We start from the raw sequence: 20,197 nt of genomic DNA on the forward strand, positions 1-20,197 counted from the left end.
GGGCTCGCCCCCTTCTCACGCACGGCCGCCACGGCGTATGGTGGCCCCCAAGGACAACGGCGGGGCTCGTGCCTCCGCCGATGAAGCATCCCGCGTTTCTGCGCAGCCAGGCGGAAGACTCCCCGGCCGCGCATCGGCGGGGTCATGGCGGAGGGGGATATTCGACATGGACAAGGCCCACGAAGCGGTGGCGGCAGCGGCCAGCAGGCTGGGAAGACCCAGCTGGAAGGACCCGCGGCTGCTGCTGGGCATCCTGATCGTGCTGGCCTCCTGCGTCGGGGTCGTGGCCCTGACCAGTTCCCTGGACCGCACCACGCCCATGTACTCGGCCAAGGCCGACATCTCCCTGGGCGAGCAAATCACCGCGGAGAAGCTCAACGTGGTGAACGTGAAGCTCGACGCGCTCGAGGAGCGCTACGTGCCGGCGGATCCCTCCCTGCTTGAGGGCACGCGGGCCAACTCGCTGGTCCGCGCCGGGCAGCTGCTCCCGCGCAGCTCCCTGGGGCTGGACGACGGAACCAACCGCCGCCCGGTGTCCATCGACCTGCCCGATGCCCTGCCGGCGGCGATCACCTCCGGGGCCCATGTCGATGTCTGGGTCTCGCTGAAGGACCGGACCGCCAATGCCTACGCCCCGCCGACCCTGCTGCTGCCCTCCGCCGAGGTCACCGGCCGCACCGAACGGGCCACCGGCTTCGGCGGAACGGCCGGGACGCTGGTCGAGATCCTGGTGGTTGACAGCGGGCTGGCGGACCTGCTCGAGGCCATGGCCAACGACGCGCGGATCACCGTGGTCTTCAACCCCGGGGCCAGTGCCTCATGAACATCTCGGTCGTGGTGCACGGGGACGACGGCACGGTGGTCGACAGGCTCGAGAGCCACCGCGGGGTGCTCACGGTGGCCCGCAGTTGCACCGAGATGTCCGAGGCCATCGCCCTTTGCGAGACCGGGCTGGCCGACGCGGCGATCCTGGCCGGGCCGCCGGTGGAGGTCGAAACCCACGACATCGATGCGATGATCGAGCGCGGGGTCCCCGTGCTGGTGCTCTGCGACGACGCGGCCCAGGGCAAGCGGCTCGGGGCGGCCGGCGCCTACGTGGCGGGAACCGGCTGCACCGCCCCGGAGCTGGGCACCCTGGTCGCCCGGGCCCGGGCCGAGCTGGGGCACCGTGAGCGCGGCACCGTTCCGGCCGCTGCCGGCGAAGAGCCGGGGACACCGGCCCGGAAGCGGGCGCGCGTGGTGGTTTTCTGGGGCCCCGTGGGTTCCCCGGGCCGCTCCCTGCTGGCGCTGAACTACGCCGTGGAGTGCGCGCTGGGGGACCAGGAAGTGGTGCTGCTGGATGCCGACACCTACGGGGCCTCCCAGGCCGTGCAGCTGGGCCTGCTCGACGAGGCCGCGGGCATCGCGCAGATCTGCCGCACCGTGGACTCCGGGCGGTTCGACGCGGCGAAGCTCGAGCGGATCTGTGCACCGGTGCTGATCGCCGGGGCCCGGATGCGCGTGGCCACCGGGCTGCCGCGGGCCAGCCGCTGGCCCGAACTGCGCCCCACCGCGCTGCGCCGTGCGGTCCTGGCGCTGCAGGAGGCCTGCGACACGATCGTGATCGATGTCGCGGCGCCGCTGGAACTCGACGAGGAGCTTTCCTTCGACACCGCCGCCCCGCAACGCAACGGGGTGACCGCCGCGATGCTGCGCATCGCCGACGAGATCCATGCCGTCGGGGCGGCCGACAGCATCGGGGTCCCGCGGCTGATCAGGGGCCTGGAGGAAATGCACGAGGTGCTCGGGGCACTGCCGGTCACGGTGCTCTTCAACAAGGTCTCCGCGGCCAACGCCGGGGCCTCCCCGCGCCAGGGGCTGGCCGAGACCTGGGCGCGGTTCGGGCCCGGACTGCCGATCGCCGGCTACCTGCCCCGCGACCCCGCTGCGGTGGACGCCGCGCTGCTGGCCGGAAGCGCGCTGGCGGAGATCGCCCCGCATTCGGCCCTGCGGGTGGCCATCGCCGCCCTCGCCGGGCAACGGATCAGGGGCAGGGCGCCGTTTCTGCGCCGTTTGGCCCCGTCGAAGTGACGTCGGTAACCCGGCGGGATAGTGTTGTAGCACCAGCGTCGCGCAACGGAGCGCCACGCACACTCGATCCACGGAGGCGTTCTTTTGAACTCGTCGGAGTCCAGCATGTCCGAAACATTCATCGCTGAGACACTCACGCCCGAATTGGTGGCAACCTACTACGGGCAGTTGGCACCAGAGGACGCGGCGGCCTACACGCCGCAGCAACTTGAATCCAGGGTGGGAGCCCACCTGGCCGTCGGCTGGATACGGGAACCCAAGACGCCCCGCGTGGCCATCACCCGACACGCCGCCATGGCCATGGTGTACGTGGTCACCGACGACATGCCGTTCCTGGTCGACTCGGTCACCGCCGAGATCGTGCGGCAGAACCACGCCATCAACGTCGTGGTCCACCCCACCTTCGTGGTCGGCCGCGATGCCGAGGACGGACACATCACCGCCCTGGACACGGTCCCGGCCAACGAGCACCTGGCCAGCGGCGACACCGCCGCCCTGCCGCAGATCTCCGCGCTGGTCGCCGAAAACCGCGACACCGCCATCGAATCCTGGATCTCCGTGGAACTCGGCGGGGACCCGAGCGACGAGGCCCTGACCAAACTGGTCGCCGGCCTCGAACGCATCCTCAAGGACGTGCGCGCCGCCGTGGAGGACTGGGCGTCGATGCGCAACAAGGCCCACGAGATCGCCGACTCCCTGGCCACGGTCGCAGGCGCCGAGCAGATCCCCGACCTGGACGCCGCCATCGACCTGCTGCACTGGCTCGACGACGGGAACTTCACCTTCCTGGGCTACCGCGAGTACGACCTGATCACCGAGAACAACGAAGACGTGCTGCGGATCCAGACCGAATCGGGCCTGGGCCTGATGCGCAACGCCATCCCGGCGCGCGACACCCAGCACCTGACCAAGCGCGGCCGGGCCATGGCCCGCGACAAGCGCGCCCTGGTCATCACCAAGGCCAACTCCCGCTCCACCGTGCACCGCGGGGTCTACCTGGACTACGTGGGTGTCAAGCGCTTCGACGCGGCCGGCAACGTCAACGGCGAACGCCGCTTCATCGGCCTGTTCGCCTCCAGCGTCTACACCTCCTCGGTGCGCAGCGTCCCGGTCGTGCGCGAGAAGGTCGAGGCCGTGCTCAAGCTCGCCGGCTTCGCCCCCGATTCGCACTCCGGCAAGGACATCGTCACGATCCTGGAGACCTACCCGCGCGACGAGCTCTTCCAGATCTCCGTCGAGGACCTCACCAACACCGTGCTGGGGATCCTGCGCCTGCAGGAACGCCGCCGCACCTCGCTCTTCCTGCGCCCCGACGTCTACGGGCGCTTCATGTCCGCGCTGGTCTACCTGCCGCGCGACCGCTACACCACCGGGGTGCGCCTGCGTATCGAGAAGGAATTGACCGAGGCGTTCAACGCCGAGTCGATGGACTTCGAGGTCCGCATGTCCGAGTCCTCGCTGGTGCGCCTGTTCTACCGGATCCGGCTGCAGCGCCACGGGCTGACCCCCGTGGTGGACCGCGCCGGGCTGGAAACCCGTCTGGTCGCCGCAGTGCGTTCCTGGTCCGAGGGCATCACCGTGGCCGCCAACGAGCTCTACGGCAACGACAAGGGCGCCGCGCTGGCCGCCGGCTGGTCCGAGGCCTTCCCCGCCGCCTACCGCGTCGAGTTCGAGGTCGAGGACGCGCTGGCCGACATCGAGCGCTTCGGCAAGTACGAGGACGAAACCCACATCGGCCCCGTGGTGAAGTTCTATGTCCCCGAAGAGGATGAGGACTCCGAGGTCAACGCCCGGATGAAGCTCTACCTCACCGCGCCGCTCTCGCTGTCGCGGATCTTGCCGGTGCTGCAGAACCTCGGCCTGGAAGTCATCGAGGAACGGCCCTTCGCCGTGACGCCCTCGCGCGCCGAGCCGCGCTACCTCTACGACCTGGGCCTGAAGTTCCCCGAGGGGATCGACCCCATGGACGCCGAGGCCCTGCTGGCCGACGCCTACTCCGCGGTGGTCACCGGCGCGGCCGAATCCGACCACATGAACCGCCTGGTGCTGCTGGAATCGATCTCCTGGAAGCAGGTCGGGCTGTTGCGCGCCTACTCCCGCTACCTGCACCAGCTGGGTGTCTCCACCTCCTACACGTTCATCTCCGACACCCTGGTCGCCAACCCGGAGGTCACCCACGGGATCATCGCGCTCTTCGAGGGCACCTTCGACCCGGCACTGACGCCCGAGGCATCCGCCGCCGCCATCGAGGTCGCCCACAAGGTGCTCAACGAGGCCCTGGACAAGGTCCCGACGCTCGATGCCGACAAGCTGCTGCGCCGCTTCGTGAACCTCATCGAGGCCACGCTGCGCACCAACTACTACATCGATCCGGCGGCACTGGCCTTCAAGCTGCTGCCCGGAAAGATCACCGACGCTCCCTTCCCCCGCCCCAAGTACGAGATCTGGGTCTGCTCCCCGCGCATCGAGGGCGTGCACCTGCGCTTCGGCGAGGTCGCCCGCGGCGGGCTGCGCTGGAGTGACCGCCGCGAGGACTTCCGCACCGAGGTCCTGGGCCTGGTCAAGGCACAGATGGTCAAGAACGCCGTGATCGTGCCCACCGGCGCCAAGGGCGGCTTCTACGCCAAGCAGCTTCCCAACCCGGCCGTGGACCGCGCCGGCTGGATGGAGGAGGGCAAGGCCTCCTACCGCATCTTCATCCGCTCGCTGCTGGAAATCACCGACAACCTGGTGGTCGACGAGGACGGCGAGAAGGTCGTGCCGCCGGCCAACGTCGTGCGCCTGGACGGGGACGACACCTACCTGGTGGTCGCCGCCGACAAGGGCACCGCCTCGTTCTCCGACACCGCCAACGCCATCTCCGCCGAGCGCGGCCACTGGCTGGGCGACGCCTTCGCCTCCGGCGGGTCGGTGGGCTACGACCACAAGGCCATGGGCATCACCGCCCGCGGCGCCTGGGAGTCGGTCAAGCGCCACTTCTTCGAGTTCGGCGTGGACACCCAGACCCAGGAGTTCACCGCCGCGGGCGTGGGCGACATGTCCGGGGACGTATTCGGCAACGGCATGCTGCGCACCCGCACCGTCAAGCTGCTGGCCGCCTTCGACCACCGCGACATCTTCCTGGACCCGAACCCGGAGCCGGGGGCCGCGTTCGACGAGCGCGCGCGCCTGTTCGAGTTGCCGCGTTCCTCCTGGGCCGACTACAACAAGGACCTGATATCCGCCGGCGGCGGGGTGCATTCCCGCGCGCTGAAGTCCATCCCGATTTCCCCCGAGGTGCGCGAGGCGCTGGGCCTGGGCGCCACGGTCAGCTCCATGGCCCCGAACGAACTGCTCAAGGCCATCCTGGGCGCACCGGTCGACTTGCTGTACAACGGCGGCATCGGCACCTACGTCAAGGCCGCCGACGAGTCCCACGCCGAAGTCGGGGACCGCGCCAACGACGCGATCCGCGTCAACGGCGAGCAGATCCGCGCCAAGGTCATCGGCGAGGGCGGCAACCTGGGCATGACCCAGCGCGGCCGCATCGAGGCGGCGCTGCACGGGGTCATCCTGAACACCGACGCCATCGACAACTCCGCAGGCGTGGACTGCTCGGACCACGAGGTCAACATCAAGATCTTCGTGGACCGCATGGTCGTGGCCGGGAAGCTGGAGGCCTCCAAGCGGGCCGAATTCCTGCACTCGATGACCGACGAGGTTGCCCGCCTGGTGCTGAAGACCAACTTCGACCAGAACGTGCTGCTGCTCAACGACAAGCAGGAGCTCAGCAGCTGGTCCCCGGCGTTCGAACGCCTCATGGACTGGCTCGAGGAGCATGCGGACCTTGACCGGAAGCTGGAGTTCCTGCCCTCCACCGAGGTGCTCGAGGAGCGCCTGGCGGCCGGGGGTACGCTGACAGCCCCGGAACTGGCGGTGCTCGTTGCCTACGCGAAGATCCAGCTGGCCGGCGCGCTGGCCGCCTCCGACCTGCCCGACGACCCGCACTTCGCCGCGACGCTGCGCAACTACTTCCCGGTGCAGCTGGCCGAGCAGTTCGGGGCGGACCTCGACTCCCACCCGCTGCGCCGCGAGATCATCGCCACCGTGGTGGCCAACGACATGGTCAACATCGGCGGCACCACCTACGCGTTCCGCGTGATGGAGGAGACCGGGGCCGACGAGGCACAGGTCGCCAAGGCGTTCGTGGCGCTGCGCGAGATCTACTCGCTGGACGCCGAGATCGACGCGATCAATGCGCTGCCGGCTTCCTTCGACTCGACGCACTGGTGCCGCCTGCACCTGGACATGCGCCGCCTGCTGGACCGCGCCACGCGCTGGTACGTCCACCACGTGGACCGCGAACAGGACGTGGACGACGCCGTGGCCGCACTGGCCCCGACCGTGCGGGCGCTGCGCCCGGAGGTCGGGTCGCTGCTGCGCGGGGTCGACGCCGAGCGCGCCGCGGCCTGGGCGATCCAGGGCAAGGGCTGGGGCCTGGACGAGTCCCTGGCGACCCGCTGGGCCGTCCAGTTCGAGTCCTTCGCGCTGCTGGACATCGCCACGGCCGCGGCCCGCACCGGGGCCGATGCGACCGAGCTGGCCAAGGTCTACTACGTGCTCTACGACCGCTTCGGCGTCGACTCGCTGCTGGAGCGGATCACCTCGCTGCCGCGCGACGACAGGTGGAAGGCACTGGCCCGCGCCGCGCTGCGCGACGACCTGTACTCGACCATCATCGACTTCACCCGCGACGTCGTTGCCGTCACCGATCCGGGGGAAAGCGACCCGGCCGTGCGTGTGGCTGCGTGGTTGGAGGCGAACGCGGCTAACCTTGATCGTGCACAGAACATGTTCGCGGAAGTGAACCGGCTGGAACGCGATGACATGGCGTCCCTGTCGGTCGCGCTGCGGCTGTTGCGTTCCATCGTACGGAGGTAATATCCATGGCCATCTTCACGGACCAGCTACGCCAGAGCGCCGACTTTGGTCCGGGGGATGAGGATTGGATCCACCTGTTGGTGGGGGACTGGCAACTGATCGCCGACCTGGCGTTCGCCGATTTGGTGTTGTGGTTCCCGGTCCCGGAGGGGACGTACAAGGCCCTGGCCCATGTGCGTCCCTCCACCTCGCACACCGTGTTCCACACGGACTTCGTCGGGGAGCGGATCCGCAAGGACCTCAAGCCGCTGGTCGAACAGGCCTGGCAGACCCAGGACATCGTGCGTTCGGACGCGGGCACGGTGCGGCCCGGTGAGCACTCGATGCTCATCGAGGCCGTGCCGCTGGTCCGCAACGGGCGCACCCTGGCGGTGCTTTCGGTGCACTTCGACCTCTCCGGCTCGCGCCTGCCCTCGCGGCTGGAGCTGACCTACCGGCAATGCGCCGAGGACCTTTTGCGCATGTGCACCCGCGGGCTGTGGCCGGACTTCGCCACGCCCACCGGTTCCCGGCGCGGCGCCCCGCGCGTGGGCGACGGGTTCATCAGGCTGGATGCCGACGCGGTGGTCCAGTACGCCAGCCCCAACGCGGTCTCGGCCTACCGCCGGCTGGGGGCCGCTGCGACCCTGGAGGGCGTCTCGCTCTCCGAGGCGACGATGTCCCTGGTCAAGGACCGCCGGCTGACCGACGAGGCGCTGCCGCTGGTGGTCTCCGGCAAGATGCCCTGGCGCACCGAGATCGAGTCGATGGGCGTGACGCTGTCGCTGCGCGCGATCCCGCTGCGCAACGCCAAGGGACGCTACGGCGCCCTGGTGCTGTGCCGCGACGTGAGCGAGCTGCGCCGCCGCGAAAAGGAACTGGTGTCCAAGGACGCGACCATCCGCGAGATCCACCACCGGGTGAAGAACAACCTGCAGACCGTGGCGGCGCTGCTGCGCATGCAGTCGCGCCGGATGAAGTCCGAGGAGGGCCGGGCGGGCCTGGACCAGGCCATGCGCCGGGTCGCCACGATCGCGGCGGTGCATGAGACGCTCTCGCAGGGGCTGGGCGAGAACGTGGACTTCGACGAGCTCATCGACCGGCAGTTCCGGATGATCGTGGAAATCGCCTCGCCGGGGCAAAAGGTGATGACCGAGAAGTCCGGGGCCTTCGGGCACCTGCCGGCGGAGCTGGCAACACCGCTCTCGCTGGTCATCAACGAGCTGGTCACCAACGCCGTGGAGCACGGGCTGGCCGAGCGCGACGGCACCGTCCAGCTGGCCGCCGAACGCAAGCGCAACGCCGTGGGGGAGGACATCCTGCGCGTGGCCATTTCCGACGACGGGGTGGGACTGCCCGCGGGCCCGCGCACGGAGGGCCTGGGGCTGCAGATCGTGCGCACCCTGGTCACCAGCGAGCTGAGCGGGAACATCCACTGGGAGGACCGCTCGGGACCCGGGACCCGGGTCGTGATCGAGTTGCCGGTCGCCGCCCGGCGCTGAGGCCAGGCAGGCCAACGACAGGCAGGTGGGGCCGGTTCCTGAAAGGAACCGGCCCCACCTGCCTGTGTGGTGCTACGGAGCGCCTAGAACTTCTTGCGGTGTGCCAGGATGCTGGCGACGTAGTTCTTGGTGTCCGCGTACATGCCGTTGCGCTTCACTCCGGTTGCGCCCTGGTAGTAGTAGGCGATGCCCAGCTCGACCGACGGCGCCGAGCGCTGGTGCGCACGGATGATCGCGACACCGGCGGTGACGTTGTCCTGCGGGTCCAGCAGGTCGAGCTTGCGCCCCACCAGCCCCGAGGCCCATTCCCCGGCCGAGGGGATGACCTGCATGACGCCCACGGCGTTCGCCGGGGAGACTGCGTTCATCCGGAAGCCGGACTCCTGGAAGGCGTGGGCCTGGGCCAGGGAGGGGTCGACGCCCATCTGGCGGGCGGTGCTGGCCACCATGGCCTGCATGGCCGCGGGGGAGGGCAGGTTGCGGGAGAGCAGCTCGCGCTTGTTGTCGTTCGCCGAACCCACCACGTCGCTCTTGTAGGTGCGGCCCAGGAACGTGTTGCCCACCAGCGGCTTCGAGCTGGTCGGGTTCACGTCCGAGGAGGACTTCGGTGCGGAGGTGCCGTTGCCGTTGACCTTCAGCGTCCGCCCGATCTGCAGGACGGTGGAATACGTCACCGACGGGTTCAGGCGCAGGATGGTGTTCAGCGGCGTCCCGGTCTTCAACGCAATATGTCCCAGGGTGTCGCCGGAAACCACGGTGTAGCTGGAGCCGCCGGATGGGGCCTTGGGTGCAGCCGATGCCTTGGGGGACGACGGCGCGGACGGTGCGCTCGAGGCGCCGCTGATCTTCAGCTTGTCGCCCGGGCGGATGATGTCGCCGTTGGACAGGTTGTTCAGCTTCATGAAGGCGGAGACCGACATGTTGTGGCGGATGGCGATCATCGAGGGGGAGTCGCCCGACTTCACGGTGTAGGTTCCGGACGCGGAGGCGCTGTTGCCCTTGGGCGCGGACTTGGACGGGGACGATGAGCCCTTGGATCCGAAGTGCAGCACCTGGCCGACGTAGATGGTGTCCCTGGCGGGGTTGCCGGCGGCGCTGCGGACCTCGTCCAGGGAAACGCCAAGCTTCTTGGCGATCGCGCCCATGACATCGCCGTTGACGACCTTGTAGGTCTGTGCCGGCTTGGCGGAGGTGCCTGCGTTGTTCGTGGAGGCCTTGGGCGATGCGGCGCGTGCGTCGCTGCCGCCCAGGCGCAGCACGTCTCCGGGCTTGATCAGGTCGGAGGAAAGCTTGTTGATCTTCTTGAGCTCGGACACCGAGACCCCGGTGCGCACGGAGATGTGCGAGAGCGTGTCGTTCTTCTTGACGGTGACGGTTCCGCTCTTCTTGGCCAGGGGCACCACCGAGCCGGGAACGTGGGAGGCCACCAGGTGGGCGCTGATTCGCGCCTCGGCTGCCTTGACCATGGCGGGGGTGGCGGCCTTGGGTGTCAGGGCATCACGGGTGGGCAGCGGTGCTGCCTCGGCCGGGAGTGCGAGGGAACCGAGGACAACTGCAGGGATTGCGACCGTGGCCACGGCGCTGCCAATGGCTCTGACGCGATTGTTATGTGCAAGGGACATGGAGCGATCCTTTGGGTTGGGGCAAGGACGAATCGTTCGGTCGCAAAAGAACGCACATGGATTGTGGCCCATGTGCGTGTTGTGACTCATGGTGCAGGTGTGACTAATGTGAATTTACACCACGGAGTGGAATTTGTGAAAGATCCCACCAAGAAATCGTTCATATGGCTCCTGAACCATCCAAGGATGTGGCACGCTGGAATGGTGAGCAATCTTGAGAACCTAGTGGCCGACTGGCTGCCCCTGCCCGACCTTGCCGAAGCGCTGGACGTTTCCATCAAAAGGGTCCATAGCCTGATCGACGAACGCGCCATCATTGCCGTGCGCGTGGGCAAGCGAAACATCCGCAGCGTACCCGCCGCCTTCGTGATGGACGGGGGCATCGTCGAGAGCCTCAAGGGCACGATCTCGGTGCTCGTTGACTCCGGCTACGAGGACGAGGAGCTGCTGGTGTGGCTCTTCACCCCCGACGAGTCCCTGAACGGCACGCCCATGGATGCGTTGCGCGCCGGACGCAAGACCGAGATCCGCCGCCGCGCCCAGGCGTTGAGCTGGTAGCAGGCAGCGTGTTGCACCTGCCCGGTGCATAGCCCCGAACCCAAACCAGAAGCGACGGCCCCCCTCCGGATGATCCGGGGTGGGGGCCGTCGCTTTTCTCGTTCCTGCCTACTCCTACGAGGTCCGGCGGATTGCCGCCAGGCCCAGGGTGCGCAGACCGTGCCGTGCCAGCGGGGTGACGGTGAGCCGGTCCAGGGCGGCCAGGCCCTGCTCGGAGAGCTCGGCGATGGAGGCCTCGGTGGCCGCCAGCGCCCCGCACGACTCCAGCAACGCACTCATGCGGGTGACCTCGTCCTCGCGCAGGTCATCGGCACCCAGGCGCGACTGGATGAATTCCTGGTCGGCCGGCGGGGCAAGGGTCAGGGCATGCGCGATGATCTCGGTGCGCTTGCCCTCGCGCAGGTCGTCGCCGGCCGGCTTGCCGGTGATCGCCGGATCGCCAAAGACGCCCAGGACGTCGTCGCGCAGCTGGAAGGCCTCGCCCAGCGGCAGGGCAAACCGGGAATACTGTTCCAGCAGGTCGGAGGAGGCCCCCGCCAGCGCGCCGCCGAGCAGCGTGGGATTTTCCACGGAATACTTGGCGGACTTGTAGCGCACGATGGTGCGGGCGCGCTTGACCGCCTCGGCAGGCCCGTAGGCCGGCCCTGCAGACTCCTCCAGGACATCAAGGTACTGTCCGGCCATCACCTGCGCGCGCATGCGGTCAAAGATGGTGCGGGCCTCGGGCACCAGCGGCTGGATGGTGGCGAAGAGCTGCTCGCTCAGCGAAAGGCAGAGGTCCCCGGCGAGGATCGAGGCGGCCTCGCCAAAGCGCGGGGCGTCCCTGTGCCAGCCCGAGGCGCGGTGCAGCGACTCGAAGCGTCGGTGCATGCTGGGCTGGCCTCGGCGGGTGTCGGAGCGGTCGATGAGGTCGTCATGGATCAGGGCGGCGGCCTGGAAGAGTTCCAGTGCGGCGCCGGCCTGCACGATGTCGGTGGCCTGGGCATCGCCGCCGGCCCCCAGGTACCCCCAGAAGGCGAACAGCGGACGCAAGCGTTTGCCGCCGCGTGTCAGCTCGTCGATCGCGGTGACGATTTCCGCCGCCGCTGGGGCGATGTCGGAGATGGCTTCATGTTGTTCTGCAAGGAATTCCGACAGCAAGGTCTCGAGCCGTTCCGAGAAGTCTGCGGAAAGGTCTCGTGCCTTTTCGGGGTCGGAGGTGTCCGCAGCATAAAGTGTCATGATTCCCATCCATAGGTTGCGCAACGTGGTGTTTCCTTAACTCTAGCCGTGCAGTTGCCCCCAGCTGGATTGTCGGAGTCGTTGGCTAGACTTCAGTGCATGGCCCAAGGCAAGGTGCGCGCGATATTGCATGTCGACATGGATGCCTTTTTCGTGTCCGTCGAGTTGCTCACGCGCCCCGAGCTGGCGGGGGAACAAGTGATCGTGGGTCATCCGGGTGAACGCTCCGTGGTGCTCTCGGCGTCCTATGAATGCAGGGCACTGGGAGTGAAATCGGCCATGCCGATGGCCGTGGCGATGAGGATGGCCCCGCATGCGGTGGTGATTCCGCCGACGCAGGGGCTGTATTCCGCATATTCCGCCAGGATCATGGAAATCTTCCACCAGGTCACGCCGCTGGTGGAACAGCTCAGCGTGGACGAGGCATTCCTGGACGTGACCGGAAGCATCCGGCGGCTGGGACCTCCAGAGGCGATCGGCGAGATGATTCGCGCACGGCTGCGCACCGAGCTGGGGTTGCCCGCAAGCGTGGGCATCGCCGCCTCGAAGTTCGTGGCCAAGGTTGCCTCCACACGGGCCAAGCCCGATGGCATGTTAGTGATCCGCCCCGAGCAGACACTGGCCTACCTGCACACCCTGCCGGTGGGTGCGCTGTGGGGAGTGGGGGCCAAAACCGCATTGGTGCTGCGGGAAATGGGGATCACCACGGTGGCCCAGCTGGCCCACACACCCCAAAACACACTCAGCCGCCGACTGGGAGCGACCGGAATCCACCTGTACAACCTGGCCTGGGGGCGTGACGACCGGTCCGTGGAGACCGAGCGCGAGGAAAAAAGCATCGGTGCCGAGGAGACATTCGCCATCGACATCTGGGATGACGAAGCATTGCGCCGCGAAATACTCCACCTCGGCCATCGCGTGGCCACGCGGCTGCGCGAGGCCGAAAAAGTGGCGGGCGTCGTGGCCTTGAAGCTGCGCTACAGCGATTTTTCCACGCTCTCGCGCAGCCGGACCCTGCCGTATCCCAGCAACGCGGCCGGCGACCTGGTCGCTGCCGCGGAGGGACTTTTTGAAAAGCTTGGCCGGCGGCCCCAGGCCGTGCGACTTGTGGGTATCCGGGCGGAGAAGCTGGCTGACGCCGGCGGCGGGATGCAATTGAGCATCGATCCGCGAGACGACAACTGGCGGCAAACCGAGGCAACGATGGATTTGATCCGTTCCCGGTTCCCGGCCGGGGCGCTTCGCCCGGCTTCCCTGCTCGAACGTGGGCAAAAAGAGAAAAAACCGGACCAGCCTTCTTGACACATTCGCCGTGAGTCTGCTGCGAGTTGAATCCTGACTACCTTATTAGCAGGATTCGGGACTATTCTGGAAGTAGAAGTTAGCTAGCCGTATCGGCCGGGAACATTGCCAAGGCGTATTACGTTCAAGTAGGTAAAGGCGAGAGCCGGGACCGTGAAGTGAAGGGGAAGAGACGATGCCACTTTCCGAGCATGAGCAACGTCTTCTGGAGCAGCTGGAAAAGCAGCTACACGAAGACCATCGCTTCGCATCGACGATGAAATCCGCGTCGACGGCGGGGAACTACTCAACGCGCAATCTTGCCTTGGGTGCTTTGATCGGCATCGTGGGGCTTGGGGTGCTGATCTATGGCGTTTCAAGCCAGTTGATCATCGTGGGCGTGCTGGGATTCATCATCATGTTTGGCGGCGTGTACCTGGCCCTTTCGCGCAAGGGCGGCTCCAAGAAGGGCGGCGTGCCCGGTGCGGGCAAGAATCCCCAGAAATCGGGATTCATGAGCGACCTCGAAAACAGGTGGGAACAGCGCAAGCGTGACGAGCACGGTTCCTGATAAGCCACCTTTGACCGGCGGCCCGGAGGCCTGACCCTCCGCCTCCGCTTACTCCAGCCAAGGCTCCGCAGCATGTGCGGGGCCTTTGCCTTTTTAAGGACCGGCCCTCCGCCTGGAGGCATGCGGCCCCATGCCGTCTGGACGGGCCGCTGGCGATCGCCACGGTCGGCCGCCGCCAGGCAAGGCCAACCCCGCAGCCGGTGCGCGACACGGCGACGCGCCGAGTATGCCCAATCGCCGTAAATTTTATTCCGGCGGTGGATCCCGCACGCCCGCGCGCGCTGCCCGAATCCCTCCACTTGCCCCCACCGCAGCGGGCGGCTTCCCTGCCATTTTCGCATCCAGGTTCTAAAGATCCTTGTGAATCCGGGAATTCCCAGAATCCCGAATGTGGGCCCCGCCACATCCCGCTTTCTGGGAGTTTGGTCTGAATCCAAATCCCTCCACTTCGCCCCCACGCCGGAATGCCGCGGAAAATCAACACTTTTCGTTCTCTTTTCATCTCAAAATGCCGGAATGGTCGTTGACAGTGGAGGCTTGTGGAGTAAAGTGGAGCGAAATAGAGGGGAATGGGGCAAGTTGCTTCTTTCAACCGGGAGGCGGTCTGTGTGTTCCTAGGAACGTATACACCGCGCCTGGACGAGAAAGGGCGATTAATCCTCCCGGCGAAATATCGTGACGAATTAGCCAATGGTTTAGTTCTGACTCGTGGCCAGGAGCGCTGCATCTACGTCTTTAGCCAACGTGAATTCGAGAAGCAGCATGAGCAAATGAGCCAGGCTCCGATCTCATCACGCCAGGCCAGGGACTATGCGCGTGTTTTTCTCTCCGGCGCTTCGGATGAATTGCCGGACAAGCAGGGGCGGGTCACCATTCCGTCCATGCTTCGTTCATATGCGGGGCTGGACCGTGAGGTCACAGTGATCGGCGCGGGCAACCGGGTCGAGATTTGGGATTCCACGGCGTGGAATACCTACCTCGAAGAACAGGAGAATTCGTTCTCCGAAACGGATGACGAAGTACTTCCGGGATTCTAGGCACCACATGGTGACTGGAAACCGGTCAGTGGCTTGGACGAGATCTCCAGCCGCCCGTGCCACGCACATCCTGGCTCCACTTCCCCGGAGCCAGGCTGGGCAGCAGCGGGTCGGAGGGGGATCTGGTCTCAGCCAACAGATGAGGCAAAATGCCCACGCGAAAGGGGGAGCGGTGAATATCGACGGCAACGCAGAGCGACCCGCCTCGGAACGCCACGTTCCAGTACTGCTCGAACGATGCGTAGGGCTTTTGGCACCTGGCATCGAAGCCGGAATCGCCGCACGGGGCCGTGCCGTGGTCGTTGACTGCACCCTGGGGATGGGCGGCCACTCGGAAGCCTTGCTCCGGCGCTTCCCGGATGTCCACCTCATCGGCCTTGACCGCGACGAGCAAGCCCTGGCCCTCGCCGGTGCCCGGTTGGAACCATACGCAAACCGCACGGACCTTGTCCATGCGATCTACGACGAAATCGCCGATGTCGTCGAGGACCTTGGGTTCGACGGAATCGACGGGGTCCTCTTCGACCTCGGGGTTTCCTCCCTGCAGCTCGATGAACGCGATCGCGGTTTCGCCTACTCCTATGACGCCCCGCTTGACATGCGCATGGACACCTCGCGCGGACCCACTGCGGCCGACATCGTCAACGAGTACAGCGAAACCGAACTTGTGCGCATCATCCGTGCCTGGGGCGAAGAGAAATTCGCCGGACGCATCGCCTCGGCCATCGTCGAGGCGCGCAAGGCCAAGCCCTTCAGCACCACCGAGGAACTGGTGACGGCCATCCGGTCGGTCGTCCCCGCCGCAGCAGCACGCACCGGCGGCCACCCGGCCAAGCGGACCTTCCAGGCGCTACGCATCGAGGTGAACGAGGAACTGGACGTGCTCGATCGGGCCATTCCCGCGGCCATGGGCGCCCTGCATGTCGGGGGACGGGTGGTGGTGATGAGCTACCACTCGCTGGAAGACAAGATCACCAAGCGGCACTTCGCCGCCGGATCCAAGTCATCGGCCCCGGCGGGTTTTCCCGTGGAGCTTGAAGAACACAAGGCGCAATTCAAGGTCCTCACCCGAGGAACCGAGAAGCCAACCGACCAAGAAATCGCCGAAAACTCACGAGCAGCCTCAGCGAAGCTGCGAGCCGTGGAACGCATCCTGAAGAGGAACTGAGTATGAGCAACCGGACACCCCACCGCGTACGTTCTCGCGTCATCGAGCTACCCGCAACACAGGGTGCCAACGCGCTCAGCCATGCCCCGCAGCCCATACCGGCCTCGCGCCCGGAGGAAACATCCGCCAAGCGCCGCACCACCCTCTCGGTGGTGCCGGCGCTGGGGGCCAAGCGACGGGTTCCATTCATCGTCTCCATCTTCGTCCTGGTCATCGCCTCGGTCGTGGCGGTGCTGCTGATCAACGTGTACATCGCCAACGGCCAGTACACCGCGGTGGACCTGCGCGGACAGGAACGTTCGCTGTCCCAGGAAAACGAGGCCTTGCGCCAGGAAGCGCTGTACCTGGGATCCCCCCAGGTGGTTGCCAAGAAGGCTGCCGACCTGGGCATGGTCAAGCCCGGCGCGCCCGCGGCCATCAACCTGGACACCGGCAAGGTCGCCGGGACCGCCACGGCGGCCGAAAAGCCAAGCGCCGAGAACAAGGCCAAGAGCGGGATCCTAAAAGCCCCGGCCAAGCCCGCAACCACGACCGAGGCCAAGGGCAAGACCGCTGAACCGGCAGCCAGGGACGCCGCGACCGAACCCCCGGTGGCCGCCGAGGTGCCGCCGAAGTCCACCGTCGCCCGGACCCCCGTGCCGGCGGACGGCTCGCGCCCCGACTTCTCCCCGGCCCAACTCAATGGCGGGACGATCCCCGCACCAAGCCTGAAGACCCCGGGACAGTAGCACCCCCGGAACCGGGGCCGCACCAGGCCCCGCTACGCACCACCACGCCCACCCGGTATTGAGCTGAGGACCGAATGCCACCAAAATCCCCAACCACCGGAACGACCCACCTGCGCCTGCGCATGGTGGTGGCGATCTCCCTGGTGCTGTTGCTGATCACCGGCGGACGGCTGTTTTTCGTCCAGTCGCTCAACGCCAAGGCCGTGGCCGCCGAAGCGGTGGACAATCGCACCCGGGTCCAGGAAACGCAACCCAAGCGCGGCCAGATCCTGGATTCCAAGGGCACGATCCTGGCCACCAGCGTCGATCGCTACGACCTGGTCATCGACCAGCGGAAGGTCGATGCCGACAAGCCGATCGTGCGCAAGAAGCTCTCCGGCGGCACCACCCGGGAATCGGTAAGCATCGAGCAGGCCGTGGGCGAGCTGGCACAGCTCATCGACCAGGACATCGACACCGTGCGCACCGCGATCGTGGGCGATCCAGGGGCGAAGAAGAACGCCTACTCCGTGGTGGCCAAGGGAGTGACCCCCGAGGTCCGCAACTCGGTCATGGAACTGCGCATCCCCACGCTGACCGGACAGCTGCGCAGCGAACGCCAGTACCCCAACGGGGTGGTGGCCGGCCCGCTGATCGGCTTCGTGATGAACACCGACGACCAGCAGTCGCTCAAGGGCGCTGAGGGCCTGGAAATGAGCCAGGACAAGCGCCTGACCGGAACCCCCGGAACGCGGACCTACGAGGTCGGCGCCGACGGCGTGCGGATCCCCGTCGCCGAGACCACCGAGGTCCCCGCGGTCGACGGGCAGGACGTGAAACTGACCCTGGACGCGGACATCAACTTCATCGCCCAGGAAGAGGCGCTGAAGAAGCAGAAGCAGTTCAACGCCGAATGGGTCTCGGTGATCGTCAGCGAGGTCAAGACCGGACGGCTGATCGCCATCGGCGACTCCAACCAGCTTGACCCCAACGACCCCAGCGCCACCGAGGCAACGTTCCGCCGCTCGGCCTCCATCACCCAGGCCTTCGAACCGGGATCCACCGGCAAGGTCCCGACCTTCGCCGCGGCCCTCGAGGAGGGCGTGGTCAAGCCCACCGACGCCTTCAAGGTCCCCAACGCGTACACCATCAACAAGGAAACCATCAACGACTCGTTGAAGCACTCCACCTACGACATGACCGTCGCGGGCATCTTCGCCCGCTCCTACAACACCGGCACAGTCATGATCGGCAACAAGATGAGCAACGAGACCCGCTACAAGTACATGAAGAAGTTCGGCCTCGGCAAGGCCATCAACATCGGCCTGTCCGGGGCCAGCCAGGGCATCCTGGCCAAGCCGCAGGACTGGGAACGGCGCCAGCAGTACGCGACCATGTTCGGCCAGGCCTACACCCAGACCGCGCTGCACACCGCGCAGATCACCCAGGCCATCGCCAACGGCGGGGTGCGCATCGATCCGACGCTGATCGATTCCTACGTCAACCCCGACGGCACCATCGAGAAGCCCGCGGCACCCAAGTCCGAGCGCGTGGTTTCCGCGAAGACCTCCAAGGAGATGCTGCGCTTGATGGAGACTGTGGTCCTGGAGGGAACGGGTACTAAGATGGCTGTGTCCGGCTACCGCGTCGGCGGCAAGTCGGGCACCGGCCAGGCCGCCGGGCCAAACGGCGGCTACGACGGCTACACCAACTCGTTCGCCGGGGTCGCCCCGCTGGACGACCCCCAGATCGCCGTCGTGGTCACCATGTACCGCCCCAAGGGAGACTGGAAGTCCTGGTCCGTGGGCGACACCTTCAGCGAAGTCATGGGCAAGACCCTGAACGCCTACAACGTTCCGCCGAGCAATTCGAAGCCCAACGGGTACGACGTGTTCATCGGATCCGAACAAAAGAAATCCTGGTAATGCCTGAAGCCCTCACACCCCGCGCGGCGGAAGCGCTGCTGCGCCCGCTGAAACAACGCACCACCACCCTGCGAGCCATGCTCGAATACCTGCACGAAACCGGGCGGGGTGCGAACATCATCGGAAACGGCGAGGCGCAGGTCTCCGGCATCTGCCTGGACTCCCGCGCCGTGCTGCCCGGGGACCTCTATGTCGCCGCTCCGGGGGCCCGGTTCCACGGCGCGCAATTTGCCGCCGCCGCCGCGCAGGCCGGTGCCGCCGCGATCCTCACCGACATCGAGGGCGAAGCCGCCGCCTCGGCGCCTGGCCTGCCGGTGCTGCTGGCCGGGGATGTGCGCGAGGTCGTCGGGGAACTGGCCGCCCTCATCTACGGGACCGACGAGGACTGCCCCGAGCTGTTCGGGCTGACCGGAACCAACGGGAAGACCACCACCAGCTACATGATCCGCTCGGTGCTCGGCGCCCTGGGCCGGGAAACCGGCCTGGTGGGCACCATCGAGATCTCCGCCGGGCAGACCCCGATCCCCAGCATCCTCACCACCCCCGAGGCCCCGCAGCTGCACGGCCTGATGGCCCGCATGCGCGAACTGGGCGTCACCTCCGCCACCATGGAGGTGTCCTCCCACTCGCTGTCCTACCGAAGGGTCGACGGGCTGCGCTTCGCGGTCTCCGGCTTCACCAACCTCACCCAGGACCACCTGGACCTGCACGGCAGCATGCAGGAATACTTTGCGACCAAGGCCGAGCTCTTCGACCTGGAACGCAGCGACCGCGCCGTGATCACCGTCGACGATGACTGGGGACGTGCCATGGCCGCCCAGGCCACGGCGGAGGTCTGGACCCTGGCCACCACCGGCACCGGAACGGACGCGGACTGGGTCGTGGCCAACGTGCGCCCGGCCGGCCTCGGGCACCGCTTCGAGCTGCACGGCCCCGGGGAGCAGGTGCTCACCGCCGTCACCGGCCTGCCGGGGGACTTCAACGTCTCCAACGCCGCCCTGGCCGTGGTGATGGTGCTGGCCTCCGGGGTCGAACCGGGGCAGCTGCAGGCGGCCCTGGATGCCGCCAACCCGCTGACCGTCCAGGTGCCCGGCCGGATGCAGGTCATCGCCGAATCCCCGGCCGCCATCGTCGACTTCGCCCACAACCCAGACGCCCTGGCCCGGGCCCTGGGTTCGGTGCGCTCCACCGAGCCGGGTTCCCGGGTCATCGTGGTCTTCGGGGCCACCGGCGAACGCGACGCGACCAAGCGCCCGGTCATGGGCGCCGTGGCCGCCAGACACGCAGACGTGGTCATTGTCACTGACGACGACCCGCACTCCGAGGACCCCTCCGGGATCCGGGAGGCGGTCGCCGCCGGCGCGCGGGCCGAAATCCTCGCCAACGGGCTTGGGTCCGAGGTCCACGAGATCCACCCGCGGGCGGCCGCAATTGCCGCCGCGGCGGCGATGGCGGGGGAACACGACACCATCCTGGTCGCCGGGCGCGGCCACGAGGTCTTCCAGGAAGTCATGGGCGTGAACCTGGAACTCGACGACCGGCAGGAGCTGCGCCGGGCATTGCTCGCCAACGGCTTCCACCCCCTGGAACCGGCTTCCGGTTCCACCGATCCCGCGGATGAAGGGTAAAGTCCTAG

The 20,197-nt window shown here is 67.1% G+C and carries 14 protein-coding genes; 12 read left to right on the top strand and 2 right to left on the bottom strand.

Translation table 11 applies throughout. From position 1 onward, the window contains the following. The first annotated feature begins 166 nt into the window (after positions 1-166). From FPY90_RS00890 to FPY90_RS00905, 4 genes are all read left to right on the top strand, one after another. Positions 167-823 (top strand): CpaB family protein, encoded by a 657-nt coding sequence (locus FPY90_RS00890; RefSeq protein WP_071213522.1) that lies wholly within the window; start codon positions 167-169, stop codon positions 821-823. Then, on the top strand, positions 820-2,070 hold the full coding sequence (locus FPY90_RS00895) for a CpaE/TadZ family protein (RefSeq protein WP_071213521.1): 1,251 nt from the start codon (positions 820-822) through the stop codon (positions 2,068-2,070). The genes FPY90_RS00890 and FPY90_RS00895 overlap by 4 nt, the downstream gene beginning before the upstream one ends. Positions 2,071-2,175: 105 nt before the next feature. Continuing rightward, the gene (locus tag FPY90_RS00900; protein ID WP_498683342.1) at positions 2,176-6,990 is read left to right on the top strand and encodes an NAD-glutamate dehydrogenase; all 4,815 of its coding nucleotides are present in this window, start codon (positions 2,176-2,178) and stop codon (positions 6,988-6,990) included. A 5-nt stretch (positions 6,991-6,995) separates the two neighbouring features. Beyond that, positions 6,996-8,471, top strand: a complete 1,476-nt coding sequence (locus tag FPY90_RS00905; RefSeq protein WP_498683345.1) for a sensor histidine kinase — start codon at positions 6,996-6,998, stop codon at positions 8,469-8,471. An 83-nt stretch (positions 8,472-8,554) separates the two neighbouring features. Here FPY90_RS00905 and FPY90_RS00910 read toward each other — a convergent pair whose 3' ends face one another. Next, entirely contained in the window at positions 8,555-10,093 is a 1,539-nt protein-coding gene (locus FPY90_RS00910; protein WP_498683347.1) for a LysM peptidoglycan-binding domain-containing protein, read from the bottom strand. Between the two features lie 201 nt (positions 10,094-10,294). Between FPY90_RS00910 and FPY90_RS00915 the strand changes: the two genes are divergently transcribed. Continuing rightward, entirely contained in the window at positions 10,295-10,651 is a 357-nt protein-coding gene (locus FPY90_RS00915; protein WP_175475388.1) for an Rv2175c family DNA-binding protein, read from the top strand. A gap of 114 nt (positions 10,652-10,765) precedes the next feature. On the opposite strand, the gene FPY90_RS00920 is transcribed toward FPY90_RS00915, so the two are convergent. Further along, positions 10,766-11,872: a polyprenyl synthetase family protein gene (locus FPY90_RS00920; RefSeq protein ID WP_071213606.1), complete on the bottom strand. Its 1,107-nt coding sequence runs from the start codon at positions 11,870-11,872 to the stop codon at positions 10,766-10,768. A 99-nt stretch (positions 11,873-11,971) separates the two neighbouring features. Here FPY90_RS00920 and dinB point away from each other — a divergent pair, with 99 nt between their 5' ends. The 7 genes from dinB to FPY90_RS00955 all read left to right on the top strand — a co-directional run bounded on the left by dinB (position 11,972) and on the right by FPY90_RS00955 (position 20,189). Continuing rightward, on the top strand, positions 11,972-13,174 hold the full coding sequence (dinB, locus tag FPY90_RS00925; RefSeq protein WP_498683349.1) for a DNA polymerase IV: 1,203 nt from the start codon (positions 11,972-11,974) through the stop codon (positions 13,172-13,174). Positions 13,175-13,349: 175 nt separating this feature from the next. Further along, a complete protein-coding gene (locus tag FPY90_RS00930; RefSeq protein WP_071213516.1) occupies positions 13,350-13,724 on the top strand; it encodes an SCO2097 family morphological protein in 375 nt (124 codons plus the stop codon). Between the two features lie 608 nt (positions 13,725-14,332). Beyond that, on the top strand, positions 14,333-14,761 hold the full coding sequence (mraZ, locus tag FPY90_RS00935) for a division/cell wall cluster transcriptional repressor MraZ (protein WP_071213605.1): 429 nt from the start codon (positions 14,333-14,335) through the stop codon (positions 14,759-14,761). 139 nt (positions 14,762-14,900) lie between these two features. After that, positions 14,901-15,929 carry a 16S rRNA (cytosine(1402)-N(4))-methyltransferase RsmH gene (gene rsmH, locus FPY90_RS00940; RefSeq protein WP_071213515.1) on the top strand — a complete coding sequence of 343 codons (1,029 nt, stop codon included), beginning with the start codon at positions 14,901-14,903 and terminating at the stop codon, positions 15,927-15,929. Between the two features lie 2 nt (positions 15,930-15,931). Then, positions 15,932-16,657: a cell division protein FtsL gene (ftsL, locus tag FPY90_RS00945; protein WP_071213514.1), complete on the top strand. Its 726-nt coding sequence runs from the start codon at positions 15,932-15,934 to the stop codon at positions 16,655-16,657. A 74-nt stretch (positions 16,658-16,731) separates the two neighbouring features. After that, a complete protein-coding gene (locus tag FPY90_RS00950; protein WP_498683351.1) occupies positions 16,732-18,561 on the top strand; it encodes a peptidoglycan D,D-transpeptidase FtsI family protein in 1,830 nt (609 codons plus the stop codon). Further along, positions 18,561-20,189 (top strand): UDP-N-acetylmuramoyl-L-alanyl-D-glutamate--2,6-diaminopimelate ligase, encoded by a 1,629-nt coding sequence (locus FPY90_RS00955; RefSeq protein ID WP_498683353.1) that lies wholly within the window; start codon positions 18,561-18,563, stop codon positions 20,187-20,189. Before FPY90_RS00950 ends, FPY90_RS00955 begins: the two co-directional genes overlap by 1 nt. Positions 20,190-20,197 lie beyond the last annotated feature (8 nt).

Source organism: Arthrobacter sp. C2, from assembly GCA_024207135.1.
GTDB lineage: Bacteria > Actinomycetota > Actinomycetes > Actinomycetales > Micrococcaceae > Paeniglutamicibacter.